General features: G+C 46.0%; 19 protein-coding genes. 9 read left to right on the top strand and 10 right to left on the bottom strand.

Annotated elements, in window-relative coordinates:
• Positions 1-94 precede the first annotated feature (94 nt).
• The 3 genes from ACXABW_RS09905 to ahpF all read left to right on the top strand — a co-directional run bounded on the left by ACXABW_RS09905 (position 95) and on the right by ahpF (position 4,275).
• On the top strand, positions 95-565 hold the full coding sequence (locus tag ACXABW_RS09905) for a hypothetical protein (RefSeq protein WP_457522472.1): 471 nt from the start codon (positions 95-97) through the stop codon (positions 563-565).
• A gap of 1,175 nt (positions 566-1,740) precedes the next feature.
• Complete coding sequence (gene ahpC, locus ACXABW_RS09900; protein WP_032553653.1) at positions 1,741-2,298, top strand: alkyl hydroperoxide reductase subunit C; 558 nt, start codon at positions 1,741-1,743, stop codon at positions 2,296-2,298.
• A 369-nt stretch (positions 2,299-2,667) separates the two neighbouring features.
• Positions 2,668-4,275, top strand: a complete 1,608-nt coding sequence (gene ahpF / locus ACXABW_RS09895; RefSeq protein ID WP_457522469.1) for an alkyl hydroperoxide reductase subunit F — start codon at positions 2,668-2,670, stop codon at positions 4,273-4,275.
• 100 nt (positions 4,276-4,375) lie between these two features.
• Here the strand turns inward: ahpF and ACXABW_RS09890 are convergent, their stop codons facing one another.
• On the bottom strand, positions 4,376-5,020 hold the full coding sequence (locus ACXABW_RS09890) for a DUF3379 family protein (protein ID WP_457522467.1): 645 nt from the start codon (positions 5,018-5,020) through the stop codon (positions 4,376-4,378).
• Complete coding sequence (locus tag ACXABW_RS09885; RefSeq protein ID WP_457522465.1) at positions 4,992-5,534, bottom strand: sigma factor-like helix-turn-helix DNA-binding protein; 543 nt, start codon at positions 5,532-5,534, stop codon at positions 4,992-4,994. Before ACXABW_RS09885 ends, ACXABW_RS09890 begins: the two co-directional genes overlap by 29 nt.
• Positions 5,535-5,740: 206 nt before the next feature.
• On the opposite strand from ACXABW_RS09885, the gene ACXABW_RS09880 reads away from it, so the two are divergent.
• Positions 5,741-6,172, top strand: a complete 432-nt coding sequence (locus tag ACXABW_RS09880) for a hypothetical protein (RefSeq protein WP_265688475.1) — start codon at positions 5,741-5,743, stop codon at positions 6,170-6,172.
• Positions 6,173-6,309: 137 nt separating this feature from the next.
• Here the strand turns inward: ACXABW_RS09880 and ACXABW_RS09875 are convergent, their stop codons facing one another.
• Positions 6,310-7,119: a fumarylacetoacetate hydrolase family protein gene (locus tag ACXABW_RS09875; RefSeq protein WP_457522463.1), complete on the bottom strand. Its 810-nt coding sequence runs from the start codon at positions 7,117-7,119 to the stop codon at positions 6,310-6,312.
• Positions 7,120-7,235: 116 nt separating this feature from the next.
• Complete coding sequence (locus tag ACXABW_RS09870; RefSeq protein WP_457522461.1) at positions 7,236-8,849, bottom strand: NAD(P)/FAD-dependent oxidoreductase; 1,614 nt, start codon at positions 8,847-8,849, stop codon at positions 7,236-7,238.
• A 206-nt stretch (positions 8,850-9,055) separates the two neighbouring features.
• Here ACXABW_RS09870 and fdxA point away from each other — a divergent pair, with 206 nt between their 5' ends.
• Entirely contained in the window at positions 9,056-9,379 is a 324-nt protein-coding gene (gene fdxA / locus ACXABW_RS09865) for a ferredoxin FdxA (RefSeq protein ID WP_457522459.1), read from the top strand.
• A 108-nt stretch (positions 9,380-9,487) separates the two neighbouring features.
• Here the strand turns inward: fdxA and ACXABW_RS09860 are convergent, their stop codons facing one another.
• Positions 9,488-10,225 carry a TrmH family RNA methyltransferase gene (locus tag ACXABW_RS09860; RefSeq protein WP_457522458.1) on the bottom strand — a complete coding sequence of 246 codons (738 nt, stop codon included), beginning with the start codon at positions 10,223-10,225 and terminating at the stop codon, positions 9,488-9,490.
• Positions 10,226-10,284: 59 nt separating this feature from the next.
• Entirely contained in the window at positions 10,285-10,860 is a 576-nt protein-coding gene (locus tag ACXABW_RS09855) for a TetR/AcrR family transcriptional regulator (protein WP_265688479.1), read from the bottom strand.
• Positions 10,861-10,993: 133 nt separating this feature from the next.
• Between ACXABW_RS09855 and ACXABW_RS09850 the strand changes: the two genes are divergently transcribed.
• Together ACXABW_RS09850 and ACXABW_RS09845 are read left to right on the top strand one after the other, a co-directional pair.
• On the top strand, positions 10,994-11,446 hold the full coding sequence (locus tag ACXABW_RS09850; RefSeq protein WP_457522456.1) for an HPP family protein: 453 nt from the start codon (positions 10,994-10,996) through the stop codon (positions 11,444-11,446).
• Positions 11,447-11,523: 77 nt separating this feature from the next.
• A complete protein-coding gene (locus tag ACXABW_RS09845; RefSeq protein WP_457525002.1) occupies positions 11,524-12,357 on the top strand; it encodes a DUF3626 domain-containing protein in 834 nt (277 codons plus the stop codon).
• Here the strand turns inward: ACXABW_RS09845 and ACXABW_RS09840 are convergent.
• From ACXABW_RS09840 to dsrO, 4 genes are all read right to left on the bottom strand, one after another.
• The gene (locus ACXABW_RS09840) at positions 12,348-12,827 is read right to left on the bottom strand and encodes a peptide-methionine (S)-S-oxide reductase (protein ID WP_457522455.1); all 480 of its coding nucleotides are present in this window, start codon (positions 12,825-12,827) and stop codon (positions 12,348-12,350) included. The genes ACXABW_RS09845 and ACXABW_RS09840 overlap by 10 nt on opposite strands.
• Before the next feature lie 144 nt (positions 12,828-12,971).
• Entirely contained in the window at positions 12,972-16,064 is a 3,093-nt protein-coding gene (locus tag ACXABW_RS09835; RefSeq protein ID WP_457522454.1) for a molybdopterin-dependent oxidoreductase, read from the bottom strand.
• 11 nt (positions 16,065-16,075) lie between these two features.
• Positions 16,076-17,179, bottom strand: a complete 1,104-nt coding sequence (gene nrfD, locus ACXABW_RS09830) for an NrfD/PsrC family molybdoenzyme membrane anchor subunit (RefSeq protein WP_457522453.1) — start codon at positions 17,177-17,179, stop codon at positions 16,076-16,078.
• The gene (gene dsrO / locus ACXABW_RS09825; protein ID WP_457522451.1) at positions 17,176-17,943 is read right to left on the bottom strand and encodes a sulfate reduction electron transfer complex DsrMKJOP subunit DsrO; all 768 of its coding nucleotides are present in this window, start codon (positions 17,941-17,943) and stop codon (positions 17,176-17,178) included. The genes nrfD and dsrO overlap by 4 nt, the downstream gene beginning before the upstream one ends.
• Positions 17,944-18,173: 230 nt before the next feature.
• Between dsrO and ACXABW_RS09820 the strand changes: the two genes are divergently transcribed.
• A complete protein-coding gene (locus ACXABW_RS09820) occupies positions 18,174-19,928 on the top strand; it encodes a sensor histidine kinase (RefSeq protein WP_457525000.1) in 1,755 nt (584 codons plus the stop codon).
• Positions 19,921-20,526, top strand: a complete 606-nt coding sequence (locus tag ACXABW_RS09815; protein WP_457522449.1) for a response regulator transcription factor — start codon at positions 19,921-19,923, stop codon at positions 20,524-20,526. Before ACXABW_RS09820 ends, ACXABW_RS09815 begins: the two co-directional genes overlap by 8 nt.
• Positions 20,527-20,554: the final 28 nt, after the last annotated feature.

Raw genomic sequence — 20,554 nt, 5'->3', positions numbered from 1 at the left:
CTAATAAAAAGGGGAGCTGAAGTGCGTCTTCAGCTCCCATAAATAAATGCAATATGCTTATTATTAATATTCGAATGTATAGAGGAGATCGTTAATGGATTATTTCCGTAGTTTATCGATGACGCTGCTATTCACCTTGGGTGTCACTGGATGCGACACACACAACTCAAACGCAGATGAACTCAGTTTGTCTGAAACTCAAAAGTCACCAACCGAATCCGTTTTAAAGGCGGAGAGTCAACAGTTGACGATCAAAGGCAGTATTAAACCTGCACACCGAAATGTCGATTTTGTCGAAGTGCCTGCCGTCGTAAAGCTAAAAGACATGGCTGGAAATATTATCGCAGAGACTGAAACGAAAGCGACGTATGACACTGGCTTTATTGCCAAATATAAGATGGATTACAACTCAATCGATCTTGAAGAAGATGCTCGCTATTACGTTCATGTCGAAGGTAAGAGAGGCAATAGTATTATTTGGGAAAATAATATTCTCATTTCCGCAGTCAACAACCCACGTAAAAACAGCGTGTTTAATATCTCTGTTAACACCGTTGCTAATTAGCTTTAACTATCGATTATAAAACCATCTATATAACTAGGTGGTTTTATAGATAGAAGGAGAACTTTCTACTAGATCTATTATTTCTTACAAAAGTTTGATACAGAGTGCTAGATGAGTTCGCCTCCTTCGAAAGGGTGATCATGAAAACAAGGTTCTGCTTCAACACTGTGACACAACTATCAGACTCTAACGGCATAAGTTTTTCAGTTGTAACGCTAAATTTGTTTTTATGTTATGTTGGTGTTAATTGCTCTTTAGCAAGTTGAAAGCACCTCACTTTCAGGATTCATTACCTTTATTTTAGTGAACTCTTGGATTCATTTTTAAAGTATCGATTTCCAGACCATCTGTTTAATCGTCCTAAGGAACTATTCGATAATACACTCTGCTCTTGTCTGGGTTGAGACTTTCACTTTAAAATTGCTTTACAGTAGGCTAAGTCATCATCGAGTATGTCAATGGTTTTTAACATAATATTGATTAAACTGGATCAAGTATCATAGTTTTAACGTTCGCCAAGACAGGTTTGGATATTGTGTAGTCATGCTTTATTAACACACCGCGCTCTACTTTGTAAGGTAGTCCGGAATTTTTGGAAGGTCTCCTTTGTCGCTGGACAACCAAAGCCTCTAAAGATTGAGCTTCTTCTATCTGAATTTGTATCTTTGTATAAAACTCATAAAAATTCATAAGCTATTTCCACGGTTCACATATAGTGCGTTGGAAGAAAGTATATAAAGAGAGTGGGGCGATGGATTTCCAGATTCTAACTACATTCTTACACCTTAGACTTAGAATTTATGTTCAAGTGCACTCTTTAAGTGAGCAATACACTTTGCAATAGCTATAACTACTCTTGATTTCCTAGGTTCGTAAACACAGTAGCTGATAATGCTCCCAAATGAGTTACTTTATAGTGCGTATGTAGTCCACAATACTGAGGTTCACGTACATCGCTCTATAGTGCCAAGCAGTCCACTCTGTCATTCAATTATCTTCCAGCTATTAAATTTACTGTTGATTTGAATTACCTATCAAGTTGGTGGCTTACAAATAGCTTTTGGCTATCAATTTAATAGAAACGTCCAATTTTCTAATTCTCTCTGGGAGAGGCAATATATCTCCATCGACGCAGCAGAGCGTCAAACATGACAAAAATGAAAGAGAGTAGAATCATGATCAACACAGAAATCAAACCATTCAACGCAACGGCATTCAAAAACGGCGAGTTCGTAGAAATCACAGAGCAAGATGTAAAAGGTAAATGGGCAGTATTTTTCTTCTACCCAGCAGACTTTACTTTCGTATGTCCTACTGAACTTGTAGACCTACAAGAAAAATACGCTGAGCTTCAATCTCGCGGTGTAGAAGTTTACTCAGTATCAACAGACACGCACTTCTCACACAAAGCGTGGCATGATACTTCAGACAAAATCGGTACTATTGAGTACTTCATGGTAGGCGACCAAACGGGCACTATCACTAACAACTTCAACGTAATGCGTGAAGGTCAAGGCCTTGCAGACCGTGCAACATTCCTAATCGACCCAGAAGGTGTTATCCAAGCAATGGAAATCACTGCTGAAGGCATTGGCCGTGATGCAGAAGACCTACTACGTAAAGTGAAAGCAGCACAGTACGTAGCAAACAACCCTGGTGAAGTTTGCCCTGCTAAATGGAAAGAAGGTGAAGAGACTCTAGCGCCATCTCTAGACCTAGTAGGTAAAATCTAACGGATTACTCCGATTAAAAAGGCATACCTTGTCCGCGCTCCTAAAGGGCGAGGTGTGCCGCCTTAGCTTTCAAGCCACATCATTACCGATGTGGCTTTTTCACATCAGGGGGTGTCCACCAGCGCTGCAAGTGACTCGCGTTGTAAATCACTATCGAGAGCTATTAAGTAGGTTCTCTAAGTAGGAAGCTGCGAGTAACTCTTGAGCCAAAAAGAGAATAATTTCATGCATTTTTATAATAGGTTTTACCTACCAAAGTGATAGAAACGTTCGAATTTACCTATGTTAGTGAGCAGGGCAAACTAACTCCATCAGCGCAAAAGAGCGCAACACAAAGAATGAAGACAAGAATTGGGAAAGGGCACGATTATGTTAGACCAAGCAATGAAGCAGCAGCTAAAAGCATACTTAGAAAACTTAAAAACAAATGTTCAGCTGGTACTGAGCCTAGATAGCAGTGAAACAGCAACAAAACTTGAAGCTTTAGCGAATGACATCGCGTCATTGACTGACAAGATTGATGTGACTCATGATGATAATGCAAGTTCGCGTAAGCCAATCATGCAGGTTGTGAACCAAGAGAAAGGTACTTCAATCGGTTTTGCAGGTTTACCAATGGGTCATGAGTTTACTTCTTTGGTTCTAGCGCTGCTTCACAGCGGTGGCCATCCAATTAAACTTGAAGTGGACGTAATCGAGCAGATTAAACAGCTTGATAAAGAACTGAATGTTGAAATCTTTATCTCACTATCATGTCAGAACTGTCCAGAGGTGGTTCAGGCGTTCAATATGATGTCGGCAATCAACCCGCTAATTAAGACGACCATGATTGATGGTGCAGCGTTCCAAGATGAAGTGAAATCACGTGACATCATGGCGGTACCAAGCGTATTTATTAATGGTGAGCTTTTTGGCCAAGGCCGCATGTCACTGGCTGAGATACTAAACAAAGTGGACTCAGGCGCAGCAGAGAAGAAAGCAGCCGGCCTAAACGAGCAAGCACCGTTTGATGTATTGGTTGTTGGCGGTGGCCCGGCTGGTTCGTCAGCTGCAATCTATGCGGCACGTAAAGGCATTCGTACCGGTGTAGTTGCTGATCGTTTTGGCGGTCAAGTAATGGATACTATGGCGATTGAAAACTTCATCTCAGTGAAAGCAACAACAGGCCCTAAGCTGGTTGCAAGCCTTGAAGAACATGTAAAAGAATACGGTGTTGAAGTGATGACAGAGCAACGTGCTGCAAACATCATCGATGCTAAAGATACCAAAGATGGCTACATTCACGTGGAGTTAGAAAGTGGTGCGGTATTACGTTCACGTACTGTTATCACTAGCACAGGTGCACGCTGGCGCGAAATGAATGTTCCAGGCGAGCAAGAATACCGTAACAAAGGCGTAGCGTACTGCCCTCACTGTGATGGCCCGCTGTTCAAAGGTAAGAAAACGGCGGTTATCGGTGGTGGTAACTCAGGGATTGAAGCGGCGATCGATCTTGCCGGTATCGTTGAGCATGTCACTGTTCTTGAATTTGCGGATACGCTTCGTGCTGACCAAGTACTCATCGACAAAGCCAACGCAACACCTAACATCGAAATCATTAAGATGGCACAAACGACACAAGTATTAGGCGATGGCAGTAGAGTAACGGGTCTAGAGTACAAAGATCGCAACACTGACGAGCTGAAGCAAATCGAATTGGCGGGTATCTTCGTACAGATTGGTTTGATGCCAAACAGTGAATGGCTGAAAGGCACCAAAGTGGAGCTGTCACCTCGTGGCGAGATTGAAATTGATGCGCACGGCGCGACATCCATGAGTGGTGTATTTGCAGCTGGTGATGTGACGACAGTACCTTACAAGCAAATCATCATCGCTATGGGCGAAGGTGCGAAAGCAAGCTTGGGTGCATTTGATTACCTGATTCACAATTCTTTTGAAGATAAGTCTGACGTTACGAAAGAGACAGAAACAGCGTAACTGACTCTGATTAGTTGATAGGTATCGGGTTAAACCATATCGGGAACAGCAGCCACTTCTAGGAGACTAGAAGTGGCTTTTTTGATTTGGAGAGTAAAGGCTAGCTGATGTTACCGCTAAACTCTTTAAGAACTTGTTTTGATAGTTCTCGACTCTCACTGACAGCAACCACTGCTGCTCCTGATTCCAAGTTAATTTCTACGCCTTTGTCCGCGTTGTCGGCCTTTCCTTTGGAAGCTGCGTTTGGGATCAAGTAAATACTGACTCGTTGACCTGAATCGAGCATAGTGATCATCTGAAATACTGCTTTTGATTTAAAATAGCAGTGATTTACATAGCGAACTTTCCATGGAAGTTCTTCGATTTCAACGCCAAATGGTTCTAATTTGTTGTTTACTTCGCCTATCTCTACTTCATTCGATATTGTGTCTGTGAAGCTCTTTTGAGTCATCATATGGTTGTAGGCTGTGTCGATTAGGTTATCGGCATGCGCCGTCGGTGTCGAATTGAACAGCAAACTTCCCACCAATAACAAACAAGATAAACCTGCCACCATGCTGCCAATAATGGCCGGTCGGCGGGTTCTCTCTGGTACCCGATTAGGGATGTCTTTAAGGTTGGTGGCCAAATTGTTCGGAACATCCACTCGTAGCGCTTGAAACAGCTCATTCTCAAAGCTGTCGCTACGTCGTTTATATTCTATAAAGCTGGCAACATTAGAAGCATTGGGTTTCTCGGTGCTCATGACCTTCCTCCCCTTGCGTAATTAACCTTTGTTTAGCTTCCAAAATTCTGTTGTTAACGGATGATTCGCTCATATTCAATAGCACTGAGATTTCTTTAGTGCTGAATTTTTGCATGCTTTGCAATACTAACGGCTCACGATAAACCAGTGGCAGTTGTGCTACAGATGATTGTATCCCCATCAGGTTGGCGTCTTGTGGATTACATCCTAAAGCAAATTCTGGGGTAGAGGTGGCGCTACAGCGAGTCTCAAAGTGATAAAAGCTTTGGTGTCGCAATAAAGCGAACAAAGAGTGTTTTTGTTTCTTGGCACAAGGATTTTGGAAGCTTCCAATCTGGTGCCAGCAGCGTACATAGGTTTCTTGAACCATGTCTTGTGCGTCTTGCTGATTGAGAGTCAGCCAGAATGCATATTGGTATAACTCGGCAGAGTAGCGGTTGACCAGCGACTGGTAGCGCTTTTTCTTACCTATTGGCCACTGTTGCTGGAAGCGAGTGAGCAGTGATTGGGTCATAAACCTATTTTGTCCGTACCAATTGATTAGAGAATTTAATATTTGCTTACAACCTGATGCGTATTTCGTGAAATGTTTATTTTCGTTGAAAGGTCATCTGCTTCGGTTGTGTTACTTCGCGGTTAGATATTTGCGAGGTGGGCAACATTACATTTTTAATAAATGGCTTCCAGATTATATCTGTAACAAAATAATAAGGATTACTAATGGACAAAAAACTCGCAAGCAACATTTCAGTCAGTTTGCTTTTACTCAGAGTGTCGATATTTGTTGTGTTTCTCATGTGGGGATTGGACAAGATTATTGTTCCAGAACACGCGGTTAAGGTAATGCAAGGGTTTTACGGCTTGTCGCTATCGACCGGCGCAATGATGGGGCTTGGCGTGTTGCAAATGCTATTTCTGGGTGCCTTTGTTGCAGGCCTATGGAAGAAGTGGACTTACGGTGCGATCCTTGGTTTGCATGCGGTTTCGACGCTGTCTTCGTTTGGAAAGTACATGGACCCGTTCAATAACTTGCTTTTCTTTGCCGCATGGCCAATGTTAGCAGCGTGTTTTGCTTTGTATGTTTTAAGAGATTACGACACTTTTACTCTTGGTTCGAAGAATAACTTGGTGCCAGTAAGCTCTGCTCGCTAAATAAGAAAACTTTATCGGGAAGCAAAATTTTTTATTTAAGCCCATTTAAATACATGGCGACCAAATAAAAGGTCGCCATGTACTGAATTATATTAGGATGAGTGCTTACTAAAGTCCCGGCTGTTTGTAAGAGCCAGTTAAAAACGAACTTGGTTACTGACTTCTCCGATACCATCAATGCTCACAGAGACAACATCTTTATCTTTTAGCGCTTGAGTGCGACCAGGTGTCCCCATGAAGATCAGGTCACCAGGTTTAAGAGTGAAATACTGACTTAAGTAGCTGACCACTTTCGCTGGAGAATGAATCATATTACGCGTGTTTTCTTGCTGTACGACTTTCCCATTTAAGCGAGTGGTGAGTAGCACATTATTGTAATCGACACCGCGAACAATGGTTTTGCCGATAGGCCCAAAACCATCGGCGGCTTTTGCTCTCATCCATTGTAAATCTGAGCCTTGCCAGTTTCTCTCGGTAATGTCGTTACCTACCGTTACGCCAAATATGGCACTCTCCGCTTCACTTTCTGGGATATTGCGGACAGTTTTCCCGATGACAATAACTAACTCGCCCTCGAAATGTACGTTGCTTGCACCTTGAGGAACGTTGATCGGGCTGCCGGACAGAATAAGTGAGGAAGGCAACTTGAGAAACAGAGGTGGCGCTTGATCTGAAGGTGAAGGCATGTGGCTCGCGAAATTCATACCAACCGCGAACACTTTTTCTGGTTGTGTGGGCAGCAATACCTCTACTTGGCTAAGCGTTAAAGTGCGGCTAGACAGAGCAGAGTTGGTAAACACGTCGCCTTCGAGTGGATAGATTGTGTCGTTAACCAACTTACCGTAACTGACTTTTCCTAAATGAGAGTAACGAATGTAGTGGGTGGTATCTGCTAACGCATAGAATGAAGTCGCGCTGAGAGCGAGCAGTGCAAGTAGCCATTTCATTATTGAAGTACCTATTCAGTGGGCAGCGTGTTTAACTCAGTATGGAAGAAAATGAGAATAAAAAAGCGGGATAAATTTTACCCCGCTTATTTTCTGCTTGGATTAATCGTAAGCGATTACTTGTTGGCTTGCTCAACCATAGAGCGAGCGACTGCTTCAGCAGCCTTAATGCCATCGATACCCGCAGACAGGATGCCTCCGGCATAACCCGCACCTTCACCAGCAGGGAAGAACCCTTTTAGGTTGATGCTCTGGAAATCCTTACCACGCTTAATACAAACCGGAGAAGAAGTACGAGTTTCAACACCCGTTAACAGGCCATCGTCCGATGCAAAGCCTTTGATTTTCTTGTCGAACGCTGGAATCGCTTCACGAATTGCTTCGATTGCGAAATCCGGTAGCGCTTGAGAGATATCCGTTAGGTGGATACCCGGAGTGAATGACGGCTGAACATCACCAATCTCACTAGGATCGCGACCTTTTAGGAAGTCACCAATCTTCTGCGCTGGCGCATCGTAGTTTTCACCACCAAGTACGTAAGCACCTGACTCAAGCTCACGTTGGAAACGAATACCAGCCAGTGGGTCACCAGGGTAATCACGTTCTGGGTCGATACCTACCACGATTGCGCTGTTTGCATTTCGCTCAGCACGAGAGTATTGGCTCATCCCGTTAGTGACAACGCGGCCTTCTTCAGAGGTGGCGGCAACCACAGTACCACCCGGGCACATACAGAAGCTGTATACGGTGCGGCCATTTTTACAGTGGTGAACCAATTTGTAGTCTGCAGCGCCTAGAATCGGGTTGCCTGCATTCGGTCCAAAACGAGCCTCGTCGATCATTGATTGCTTATGCTCGATACGGAAACCGACAGAAAACGGCTTCGCTTCCATGTAAACACCGCGCTCGTGCAGCATTTCAAAGGTATCACGAGCACTATGGCCAACTGCGAGTACCACGTGACGAGACTTGATCTCTTCGCCGTTTGATAGCGTCAAGCCTGTGATTTGACCGTCTTCCATATGAATGTCGTCGACACGAGTGCTAAAGCGAATTTCACCGCCTAACTCGATAATTTTAGCGCGCATTTTTTCAATCATGGTCACCAGCTTAAAGGTACCAATGTGCGGCTTACTTACGTAGAGGATTTCTTCTGGTGCGCCTGCTGCAACAAACTCGGTAATGACTTTGCGGCCATAGAAGTTTGGATCTTTTACTTGGCTGTAGAGTTTTCCGTCAGAGAAAGTACCTGCGCCACCTTCACCAAACTGTACGTTAGATTCCGTGTTCAGTGTACGCTTGCGCCAGAAGCCAAAGGTGTCTTTGGTACGCTCACGCACTTCTTTACCACGTTCAACAACAATTGGTTTGAAGCCGCTTTGAGCAAGAATCAACGCCGCAAACAAGCCACATGGGCCAAAACCGATAACCACAGGGCGCTCTGTTTGATTTTCTGGAGCGTGAGCAACAAACTTATATTCCATGTCTGGTGTTTGTTTTACGTGTGGGTCGTTGGCAAATTGCTCAAGCAGTTGTGCTTCGTTTTCTACGATGACATCAAGAGTATAGATAAGCAGGATGCTGGCTTTTTTACGTGCATCATAGCCACGTCTAAACATGTTGAAAGAGATGATTTGCTCGCTGGAGATCCCCAGTTTTTTCGCAATCGCGTCGGTTAGCGCACTCTCTTCGTGATCAAGAGGCAGCTTAATTTCAGTTAAACGTATCATTATTGATGTCTCGTAGTAGGTGTCTTAGCCGAAACTCTTGGGTAAGAGTCAGCTCACAATGGCGCGCATTTTACGAAAAATTCGATAGTCTGTCATACTAATTAACGGGCTGTAGGGAAGTATCCCGATTCAAGCGGTTGAATTTTGGCTTGGGATGAGTATTATCCCCATTCTTCGATTTTGACTAACTTATAGAGCGGATCATCATGGCGTTTGTCGTAACCGATAACTGTATCCAATGTAAATACACGGACTGTGTTGCGGTATGTCCTGCCGATGCCTTTCATGAAGGCCCTAACTTTATGGTGATTAACCCAATCGAGTGTATCGATTGTGGTCTGTGTGTCGATGAATGTGATGCGCATGCGATCTTCCAAGAAGATGAAGTACCAGAAGATCAAACAATCTACATTGAATTGAATGCTGAACTCGCCGAAGTGTGGCCGGTGCAAACGGAAGTGAAGCCAGCAATGGATGAAGCTGAAAAGTGGAATGGTGTGCCAGATAAATTGGACATGCTGGAAAAGTAGTTACGACTTGCATTCAAACTGCAAAGCAGTACCGAGCTACAAATGATTAAAAAAGGGTTGGCGTTTAGCGCCAACCCTTTTTCGTTGTTTAATAGAGTAACTTCTTTATTAGGCGCTGTGCTGTCGGCGTAGGTTATCCAAAATAATGCCCGTTGCCATTGCAACATTGAGGGATTCCGCGCCACCGAAAGCGGGTATGGTGATTTTGTCGGTGACAAACTTAGACGCTTCTTCACGCACGCCGTGAGACTCGCTACCCATCAGTAAAATACCTTGTGCAGAAAACTCGGTGTGATGAACACTTTCCCCTTCGAGGAACGCGCCATATATTGGTAAATCGGTTTGTTCCAAATAGCGTGGCAAATCCAACTGGGTCACCGTAACGCGACCAAAACTGCCCATCGTAGCGCTGATTGTTTTTGGGTTGTAAGGGTCGGCGCAATCGCTGCTTGCGACAATGTGCTCGATTCCATACCAATCCGCTAGGCGGATGATGGTACCCAGGTTGCCCGGGTCGGAAACACCATCAAGAGCAATCATCAAACCTTGTGCTTGTGGCTCTTGAACTTCAGGCATTTCTACCACCGCGATGGCGGCATTATTGCTTTTGAGAGTGCTTGCCTTAGTGAGTTCATCCAGCGAGGCCTCTATACAGTCAAACCCTTGTAGCTCTTTACCGTGCTGCGCCAAAAACTCCGACGTCGCGAAGATTTGCTTAGTGATTAGCGGGCTTTCAAGAAGCTCTAAGACGTTCTTTTCACCTTGAACGAGAAATTGGCCTAGCGCTTTACGCTGTTTTTTTTGCCCGAGAGCACGAAGGAGTTTTAGCTGGTTTTTAGAAATCATTGTCGAGGTCTCAAATAAATCGCGCTCATTATAAGCCAAAGCAAGGAGGACACAACCTGTTAAGCTTCACTGGCTGGCGCGTTTACAATTGAGAGCAAAATAAGTAGCGGCTCAATACAGCGCTTCGCCGCATCGCGATCATGAGAGACATGAGCACTTGAAATTGCCCCTTCTTTAAGGGTACAGAGGGTATTCAATAGCAGAGGCGAAGGGCACTGTAATCGGTCACCCAGCAACGCTTTTACTTGCTGTTTGTGCAGCTGACATTGGCCCAATATCTCAGGGCTCTGCTGGCTAAATTCAGCGGAGGTGTTGATGAAAAAGCAGCCTCGAAAGGCCCCCAGTTCTTTTGACTCGCCATGAAACCACTCATCAAGTGCGCCAAATAACTGCCTGATTAGTGATTCGTCGTCGGGGGCGTCTGCGAGTTTGCTCTCAAGCCATTGGATAAAGACCGAATGTCGCTGTTCTAGTGCCGCCAGTATCAAGGCATCTTTACTTTCGAAGTGGCTGTATAAGGTCTTTTTGGCCACGCCAGACACTTTGAGCACTTCATTTATGCCAATCGAGTTAATACCCTGCGTGTAGAACAGTTCAAGTGCAGTATCGATCAGAAGCTGACGTTTTTTACTCATATATCTCTCCGTTTTTTGTATGTTGACAAAAGGAGACCGATTTGTCTACTCTAAAAAAAGGAGACCGATTTGTCTACTCTAAAAAAAGGAGACAGAGTTGTCTACTGTTTTTGAAATAAATTTGGAGCATGTCATGAATAAACTTTCCACTTCTGTTGTGGCTGGAATCGGTGCGGCAATCGCAATTGGAATCCTAACGTTTTCTAACCAATCTTATTCCGACTTTATCCTAGTCATGGCTCCATTTGGTGCGTCGACAGTGATTGTGTTTGGCTTGCCGAATAGCCCGCTTGCGCAGCCGAAAAATGTCATTTTCGGTCATTTGATCACAGCGGCAGTAGGGTTGGGCTTTGTTCATTTTATTGGTGTTAACCCTGCGACCTTAGCTATTGCGACTGGAATCGGAGTCTCGGCTATGCTGTTGACCGACACAACACATCCACCTGCAGGCGCAAACCCGCTGTTCATCATGATGTCGAGTCAGTTACTTGGTTGGAGCTTTTTGATTACCCCTGTATTGATTGGAACGGTCACCATCGTGTTAGTCGGAAAAGCAATGCAGTCGTGGCAGCGGAAATACGCTTAGTTCATAGAGTGCTAGGCAACAGAGCTGAGGTTCGATACAGTCACTAAGTGTCGAACTTTTGGAAATGCTCAGTGACGTTGGAAACCGATATCTGCAATGCTGTCATCGCAACTATGACGGCTAAGTCGTCTGGAATACCACAACCTTCTCTGCACCAAGTCACCATAAACTTTCACCCTGATAGGTTGACCTTACAGGGAGAGCCATTACTGGCAGCGATCGCAAATGATGGCAGGTTGAAATCTCAGTTTGAAACGGGGACGAGCAATGGTGGATTAACGGCTTACCAAGGTGGTGACCGCTGGTTATGGGAGCAGCGAGTATTTGATGGTGCATACGACCATGCCCCTGACGTGCTTAGACCGAAATATGGCGCGCTCAATTATCTGGCATTAGAAACCGGAGCATCGCCTCGATTTGGCTCTTCGTATTTTGTGTTGCAACCACATACCTTACAAAGAACGAGTTACTGTTATCCAGACAGCTTTTTCGAACCGGAGCATTTTGCTGCCAATGAATATTTAACTCCTTTGATTGAACTGGCGCATTCAAGTAACAGCGATGCCCTCGATAATTACATAGAGGCGCATGTTCATGGTCAGCTTTCTTTGACTGAAGATGTAAAAGAACTGGTATTGGATCCGTCATTTCAAGGTAGTGAGGTCGAAGATATTGCTCAAAGGATAGCACTTCCTGTTTGCTGGCATGCAGGTTATCGATTAGCTGTTAAAGTAGTCGAACAGAACCCAGAATACCGCGGAAAACAGATTGTAGAGGTGGCAAAAGACATTGCCGAAGACGGTTGGCTGACTCCTTATTTATTGGGAGAAGCGGTAAACCAGAACGGGTTTGACCAACAAGACGTGAAGAAAGTCTGGCACTATCTAGCAAAGTTTGGCTATCAAGGCTGATTCTTGTATTTATGCAGCAAATCGAGCGGAATGTGGCAGTAGTCATCCGGAAAGCGAGTAAGCCTGTCTTGGTGCTCTTCATCGCTTTTCACGTAATTGGTTAGTGGCAGTACTTCGACTGCGATTCGAGCAGAGTCTTCTCGTGATTCAATAAACTGTCGAGCTTGTTCTAAGTGAATAGCCTGCGTGCTGTAAACACCGGTGCGGTATTTCAGGCCAACATCTTCTCCTTGCTTATTCACACTATACGGATCGATGATCTCAAAGAAATACCCCATCAACACTTCTACTGTGATGACATTCGGATCAAATTGAGTGAGCACACATTCAGCATAGCCATCGTAATCGCTGGTGGTGGTATCGGTTGTCCCATTCGCTCGGCCAACTTCAGTAGAGATAACCCCAGGAAGGTGGCGAATAAACTCCTGTACGCCCCATAAGCAGCCGCCGGCAAAATAGATGCTTTCCATGATGTTCCCCAATATCGTTTTAACTTAGCTAGCCTCTACCTGAAGGCGAGGGTATTAGAACAAAGAAGCGGGTAAAGTGCTAGCGTCACGAACTGGGCTAGAGTAACGCTCTCCAACTCAGGAGAGCGTTGTTAGCAAGCTGGGTTACACCTTTCTAATTTTCGCCGGAAGTGCTTGTCTTGCTGCCGCGCCGACAACCCAATCCAACATGACGCCTCTCCCTTTGCGTGTTGGGTCAATCAGGCCAACATCATTGATGTTAACGCCGTCATTATGCTTAAGCTTTACAGGTTGCTGAACGTCTCCTATCCAATGAGCGCGTTCGCCAAGTTCCGTATGGCCAAACCCATGTTCAAAGCCGAGAGTACCCGGTGCCACTCCATCCAAAACCATAGCAATGGCTTTGGTGCTGGCGCTTGGCGTTTCGATAATGAAGTGGTCACCTGTGCGAATACCGGCGTTCTCAGCATCTTGTGGGTGCAGGTAAACAGGATTCACACCTTTTATCGAGTTTAGCCTTGGGGACAAGTTAGACACTGCGCTATGGATATTCGATTTAAAGTTAGTGAGGCTAAACGGCCACTCTGATTTCGGGTATTTCGTTTCCAGCGGTGTTCCATCGCTTAGCTTCTGGGGATGCCAAGTTGGGCATCCGCAATAGCTTTCTCCTGTCATGGTATTTTTAGCTGAACCTAACTTTTCATTCCAAATCGCGATAGGTTTGCTCCACTTATACTTCATTTGATCGTCTTGATACGCGTTGGAAGCGTTTTCGAAACGACCCCCTCGAGAGAAGACAAATGCCACTCTTTTGAGCTCGTCTGGTGTTAAGGTTGATTGCATCGTTGGAATCAGTCTTTCCAAACCTGACCAAACGATGTCGGATGCGTTCACTTCGGGTACGCCGCCTTTGACATAAGCTAAGTTTGCCGCAGCACGAAGATAGAAATCTTCGGCTTTATGTAAGTCGTGCCAATCACCGTTGGTGCCTTTAATAGCCTTAGACCCAAACCCTGCTAGCTGCATCTTTTTCGCGACATCGATAACAAAGTTTTCTAAACAAATGGATCGGCCGTCTGCGGTTTTTTCTGTGCGAGGTTCAACGATTGGCCAGCGCGTCGTGACTGCTTTGACTGGTACGCCGTGCCATGGCGTCGCGAAGCCCCAGCTTTCGTAGGTGACGGTATCTGGAACAATATAATCAGACAGTGCTGTGGTCTCATTAATAAATGCATCCACAGAAATGATAAGTCCGAGCTGCTTTGGATCTTTGAGTTTGTCTTCTAATAATGTTTTAAGCCCTGGAACTCCATAAATCGGGTTCGCCATGTGATTGATCCATGCTTTCGCTCGGTATGGATAGCCGTCGATTGCGGCAGATAAATGCTCGGTAAGTAGCGGCGCAGAAATAGGGTACCAAGGCGCTCGCGTTGGGTAGGGTGATTGCCCTGCGGCGAGTTTACGTTGATATTCGCTGGTTTTCTCGTATGGGAATTTGCTTCGCGACAGGAATACGCCTTTTGGTCCTGTTTTTCCTTCAAATCGAGTGAAGTCGTAGCGAGGACCTTGGCCGGAAGTTGGCAACCCGCCCGCTTTTGCCATCGCGCCGCCTTTTAGGTTGATGTTACCGACCATGGCGTTAAGCATCATGATGGTAAACGCATTGTAGAATCCATTGGTGTGAATATTACCACCATGAGTATCCACCACGGCCTTGGTGCCATAACTGGTAAAGCGTTTTGCCAAAGACTCTATGGTCTCTACACTGATGCCACATTGCTGACTATAGAAGGTCAAATCATAACGAAACGCTTCTTCTTTCAAGCGTTGAAGCGAAGACTTTACGGTGACGAGTTTGTCGCCGATTTTGACTTGCTTTTCAACAAATAACTCCGCTTCTTCACTTTGTGTATGCACGCTAAAGTCACCAGTTTGTACGTCGACGATGATATACGGGTCACCGTCAGATTGCGCATCGCCGTGATAGGTGTATCCAAGGTCCGACGCGCGCAAGAAACTGCCATTGCGCGAATGATTTTCGTCACTGATCACCAAGTGAGTCGCGTTACACCAGTGGGCTGTTTTCGCTTTCTTCATAGCGTTGACGCCGGGCTGTGCCAGAAACTGATGGTTATACTTTTGATGGCGAATGATCCACTGAATCATACCTAAAACCAAAGCTGAGTCGGTTCCCGGTTTGATTGGAATCCAGTTATTATTGTCTCCCGCGGCAAGACTAGAAGAACCAGCAGGTAAACTTGGGGTCACCAGAGTGTACTCCAGTTCACCTTGGGTGCGTGCGTGAGCTAATTGGCGAGCTTGGCGCTTAAAAGGATTGCCCGCTTGAGCTGGTGACATACCGATAAACATCACGTATTCAGCGTGGTCTAAGTCGGGCTTCAAGTGAGCAAATTTATCTAGGTCATTCATAAATGCGCCGCTTCCTGCACGGAAAGCATACCCACAATACGAACCATGGTGGCCGAAATTACGGGTACCGAAGCTGTTAAACGCGAAGCGTTTAAGAATATCGTCGCGACCTTCATTACCTGCATTAGTGACCAACAGTTGATTGGCCTTCGGCCCGTATTCTGGGTTGTCTCTATCAAGAGGCGTATCTATATCGCGGATAGCTCGTAGCCCGTCAACGTGTCCTTCGCCAAATAAGTTACCTCCTTCAACCACTTCTTCGATTAATTGTTCGTAGCTGATGGGTTGCCATTTTCCGTCACCACGCTTTCCAACTCGCTTGAGAGGTTGAGTGATACGATAAGGGCTGTTACGAATTTCAAGCATTGCATTACCACGAGCACAAGCGGTAGAACGTCCATCAAGGCCAGCTTCACCAGCCATAGATAAGTAGGCTTCTTTGACCGGTGTTTCCATCGGAATGTGCTGGTGGTGTGATAAAGGATGATAAGGGTTACCGCTTATGTGTAATATTTCATCATTACGGTTGTCGATTCTTACTCTTAGTCCGCAGAGCGTCCAGCATCCGAAGCACATGGATGGAGCAACACGTTGGTTTGGATTCGGCACCAACTGATTTTCGCCAGCCATTTTGTATTCTGGTTCAAGTGAGTTGCCATGGTGTATGTCACGCGTTGCTTTGCCTGCAGTACCGTTAACTACGCCGTTGACAGCATGCTTCGCTGTTGTTGCATAACCCGCGGCGAAAGCACCTAATCCACCAGCCGCTAGGCCTGTTTTGAGAAATTGTCTGCGTTTAGTGTCCATGAAGAAAACCTCTATTGGCTGTCAGTGGTGGTAGAAAGAGACGTTTCGTCATCGCGTTTAATGAGCTCAGACGCAAACATTGCGAGCGCTAGCCAAAGGCCAAGCATTCCGATGATGCCGAGGAGTCCAGAGCTATCGAGTGGAAGAGAGTACGGATAAGGCCCCACGTCGTATTTAGGTAGAGTTTGCACTTCCATCATGGTGATCCAGCGCGTCAGCCATGTTGTCGATAAGGTAGCGATAGAAATGACTAGGATACCGCCGAGGCGAGCTTGGCCACGCATAAAGAACAAGACGGCTAGCGCGCAGATTAGTAGTGATAAGCTCATTGCGGCGATGTTTTTCACCCAGTGGTCATCATAAAATAAGCAGAACGCAGAATGGTTTGATGCCCAGATTGGTACTAGGATCAGCGCGGAAATACTACTAAGCAGTGCAGTATTCTTTACTAGCTTGGCATCTGCGTCAGAGAGGTGTTTTGCGTTGCGCCCTGTCGGGAAAAGAACCCATATCAATAGTGAGAGACCGATAGCGCCTAAAAACGCTGTGGTAAACCAAATAAGTGGTGAAGCTGCTTGGTTCCATAGGGGGCGAGACTCAACATTCGCGATTTCAGCACCGGTGTACAAAGCGATCGATAACCCTGAGATTACAGTCAAACTACTGATGGCGATTAGCGCTTTACGAGAAACGTTCCAGTTGCCTAACGTTAGTACTGATATCCAACGTAGCACTGGGTTAGAGTGACTTGATAACGTGTGTAAATCTTGGCGCAAATAGAGCCAAGCTGTGGTGACAGCAAGTCCTGAGAAAGCAGGCAAGAATAAAGACCCAAGAGACATCCAAGACCAAGGTGTGAAGTGGGCGTAAAAATGCCAAGCTCGCCCCGGCTGGTGCAGGTCTCCTGTCAGAGCAAGCGGACCAATAATCGCTCCAATGGACATAGTTAATGCTAAGGCTGCGCGCAACCGGTGAGTAAATCGAGTGTCATAGATCAGAGTAACCAGAAATAGAATAGCTGCAGCGTAGGCTGACCCTATATAGAAAAAATATTGTACTGCCCATGGAAGCCACGCGATTGCCTGTGGTTGAATCAATACTTCTGTGATGCTCATGCTTGTTCTCCTTGCGGATCATAAATCGCGGCTTGACCTTGGGTTTGGCTAGTGAAGCGTTCGCTCATGCCTATGTAAAACACATGGGGTTTGGTGTTAGCTTCAGGTTTAAGCACTTTGATGTCGCCTTTGTGTTGGGTAAGCAAGCGCTGTATTTCGCTATTTGGGTCGTTGAGATCGCCAATAATACGAGCGCCTCCAACACATGTTTCAACACAGGCGGGCAATAAACCTTGCTCTAGACGATGTGCACAGAAGGTGCATTTATCGGCGGTTAGCGTTTCTTCATTAATAAAGCGCGCATCGTATGGGCAGGCTTGTACGCAATATGCGCAGGCAACGCAGCGACTATTATCAACCATGACGATACCGTCCTCTCTTTGGAAAGTAGCTTGAACAGGGCAGACTGGAATACACGGTGGGTTTTCACAGTGATTGCACAAACGAGGCAGAGTGAAGGCTTTCACTTCTTGGGTGGCTGTTGAACCGTCCTCAAGAGCGACTTCATACTGTTTTACCGTGGTGCGGAACTTTCCAATAGGGGCTTGGTTTTCAATGCTGCACCCTACAGTACAGGCTTGGCAGCCTACACATTGGCGTAAGTCGATAACCATCGCGTAGCGCTTACCGCTTTCGCCTTTGCGATCAGGCTGATTATTATTTCTGATCACAGTGGCTGCGGTAGCAGTATTGATCCCCGTTACAGGAATGAGTGCAGCACCGGCGGTGACAGCACTGAGAAAGCGTCGTTTGGTTGAATCCATCACTGACCTGCTAAGATTGATTTGGGCTTAACTGTATTGTCAGAAATGCCTAAGTGGCTCGGTATTGTGGATTTCCACATACCCAATACTTAATTGATCCAAAACAAATGTAGGGGTGGGGTAGCTGCTGGTATGCTGTCGCCAGAAATCGAAAACTGGGGATAACCATGAAAATGAGTTGGCGACGAGGAACCTATGCCGTCACGCTGTGGCTGGCAATACTCGCCTCGATGCCTGTCTTCGCCAATGAAAAGCAGACCGAGAAAGTAGAGATCGGGGTGCTGGCGATTCGTGGGCACTTATATGCAGAACAACGTTGGCAACCAACACTAGACTGGTTGAGCACTCAGATGCCGAATATCACTTTCGTTCTGACCCCGCTAGACCTCGACGGCATGAGGACAGCGGTTGAGGAGCAGCAAGTGGATTTCGTGCTGACTAATCCTGGGCAAGCTGTGAAGTTAGGCAGACAGTATGAATTGTCTTGGGTAGCAACGCTGACTAGCCGAACTGAGCCAGAGACCAACTACGGTATTGGTTCCGCGTTAGTGGTAAAACGAGACTCTCCATATCAAACGGCTTTGGATGTGGCAGGTTTGCCAATTGCTGCTGTATCTGAAATAGCGTTTGGTGGCTACTTAACGCTGCGCTATCAACTGGCTGAGCAAGGTCTGGATCCCAACGATTTTTTTTCTGACGCTAGGTTTTTAGGTTTTCCAATTGATGCCAACCTTTATCAGCTTAGAGATGCTAACGTTGAAGCCGCAGTAGTGCCGGTGTGTCTACTGGAAAATATGAGTCGAGATGGGCTCATCGAACAAAAAGATTACCGCGTTCTGAACCTGCAACCATCGTCATCGCTGGGATGCCAAGCGTCGACACCCCTTTATCCTAACTGGTCATTAGCTAAAACCGCCCGAGGGTCTGAAGCTATTGCCAAAGAGCTTTCTCGAGCACTGTTATCTATGCCTTCGGAGAGCACTGCCGCGATTGCCGCGGGTGCAGCGGGGTGGACGTCACCGGTAAGTTTGCTATCGATTGATAAACTGTATCAAGCATTGGATCTCCATCCTTTGCAGCAACCTTGGTGGAGTGAAGCGCTACGCTGGCTACGAATTCATCAAGAGTGGGCGTGGGCAGCACTGATCTTTTTCATTGTTATCAATGTTTATCATTTCTGGCTGGAGTATCGCTTTAGTAGAAGTAAACGTGAGTTAGAACAGACGTTGCATGACTTGAAGGAAAAGAGTGAAATGCTCGAGCACTCCCAGCGTGTGGCGATAGTGGGGGAATTAGGCACAAGCCTAGCCCATGAAATCAATCAGCCCTTAGCTGCAATTCGAAATTACAGCGAAGGGGGAGCGCTACGGGTAAGTAAAAACAAACCAATCCAAGAACTGCTACCCGTGTTCGAACGAATTCAACGGCAAGTAGAGCGTGCCGATGCTATCGTGCAGCGGCTTCGTACCCTCATTCAGAAAAGGGAGGTTGAGTTTTCTAAGTGTGACTTAACCAGTGTTATCGATGACTCCATTGAGATGTTGGCCTACCGATTCAACAAACAAAATATCTTGATAAAGACAACACGAGTGGGGATTGCCAGAGAAGTGGTTGTGGACCGTGTTGGTATACAGCAAGTGATTGTGAATCTGTTAACTAATGCTGCTGAGGCTTGTGCTGCCAATCATTCACGAGAACCGGAATGCGAGCTACCCGTTAGCATCGACTTAGAGACTCGATACGGTGAAGCAGGCTTTGTGATTGAGGTTATCGACAACGGAACCGGCTTACAAAGTGATGCAGCGACTGAAGCTTTTGTCACAACCAAAGCAGGGGGATTAGGGCTTGGTCTTACTATTTGCCGAGATGTAGCTGAAAAACACCAAGGTGAATTACAGCTACAGAACATTGAACCACATGGCTGCCGAGTGACATTAACCATACCGTATCTCACTGCAAATAAAGAAAGGAGACACAATGACTGAGAAAGGTGCTGATCTGCCTGTTTATGTTGTGGATGACGACGAATCAGTGCGCGATTCGTTGGCGTTTTTATTGGAAGAGCACGAACTCAATGTTGCGACGTTTTCTGATGGTCAGCAGTTCCTCGACAGCGTAGATCTCAGTGAGCCAGGCTGCGTTATTTTGGATAGCCGAATGCCAAAGCTTCGTGGGCAACAAGTTCAGCAGCGACTTAACCAAATTCATAGCCCTTTGGCCGTTATTTATCTTACAGGGCATGGTGATGTCCCGATGGCTGTGGAGGCGTTACAAGAAGGGGCGGTTCACTTTTTCCAAAAGCCGGTGAGTGGTTCCGAGCTTGTGAACGCTATTGAAGTAGCGGCATCGCAGTCTTTGAAAAACGTTGAAGTAATGACAGCGCAGCATGCTTATGATGCTTTGACATCAAGAGAAAGGGATATCCTGATGCTGATTATCGACGGCAAGCGTAATCAACGTATCGCCGACGAGCTATGTATTGCAATGCGGACAGTGGAAGTGCATCGCGCCAGCTTGTTAAAAAAGTTTGCCGCTAAAACGGTTGCAGAGCTTGCCTATTTCTACGGCGTACTCAAGCTATAGCCCACCTTTCCAATCTGGCTGCAAGGCG

The sequence above is a fragment of the Vibrio paucivorans genome, from assembly GCF_054053395.1.
Note: the sequence above shows the minus strand (reverse complement) of the source record. Positions and strands in the feature narration are given on the sequence as shown.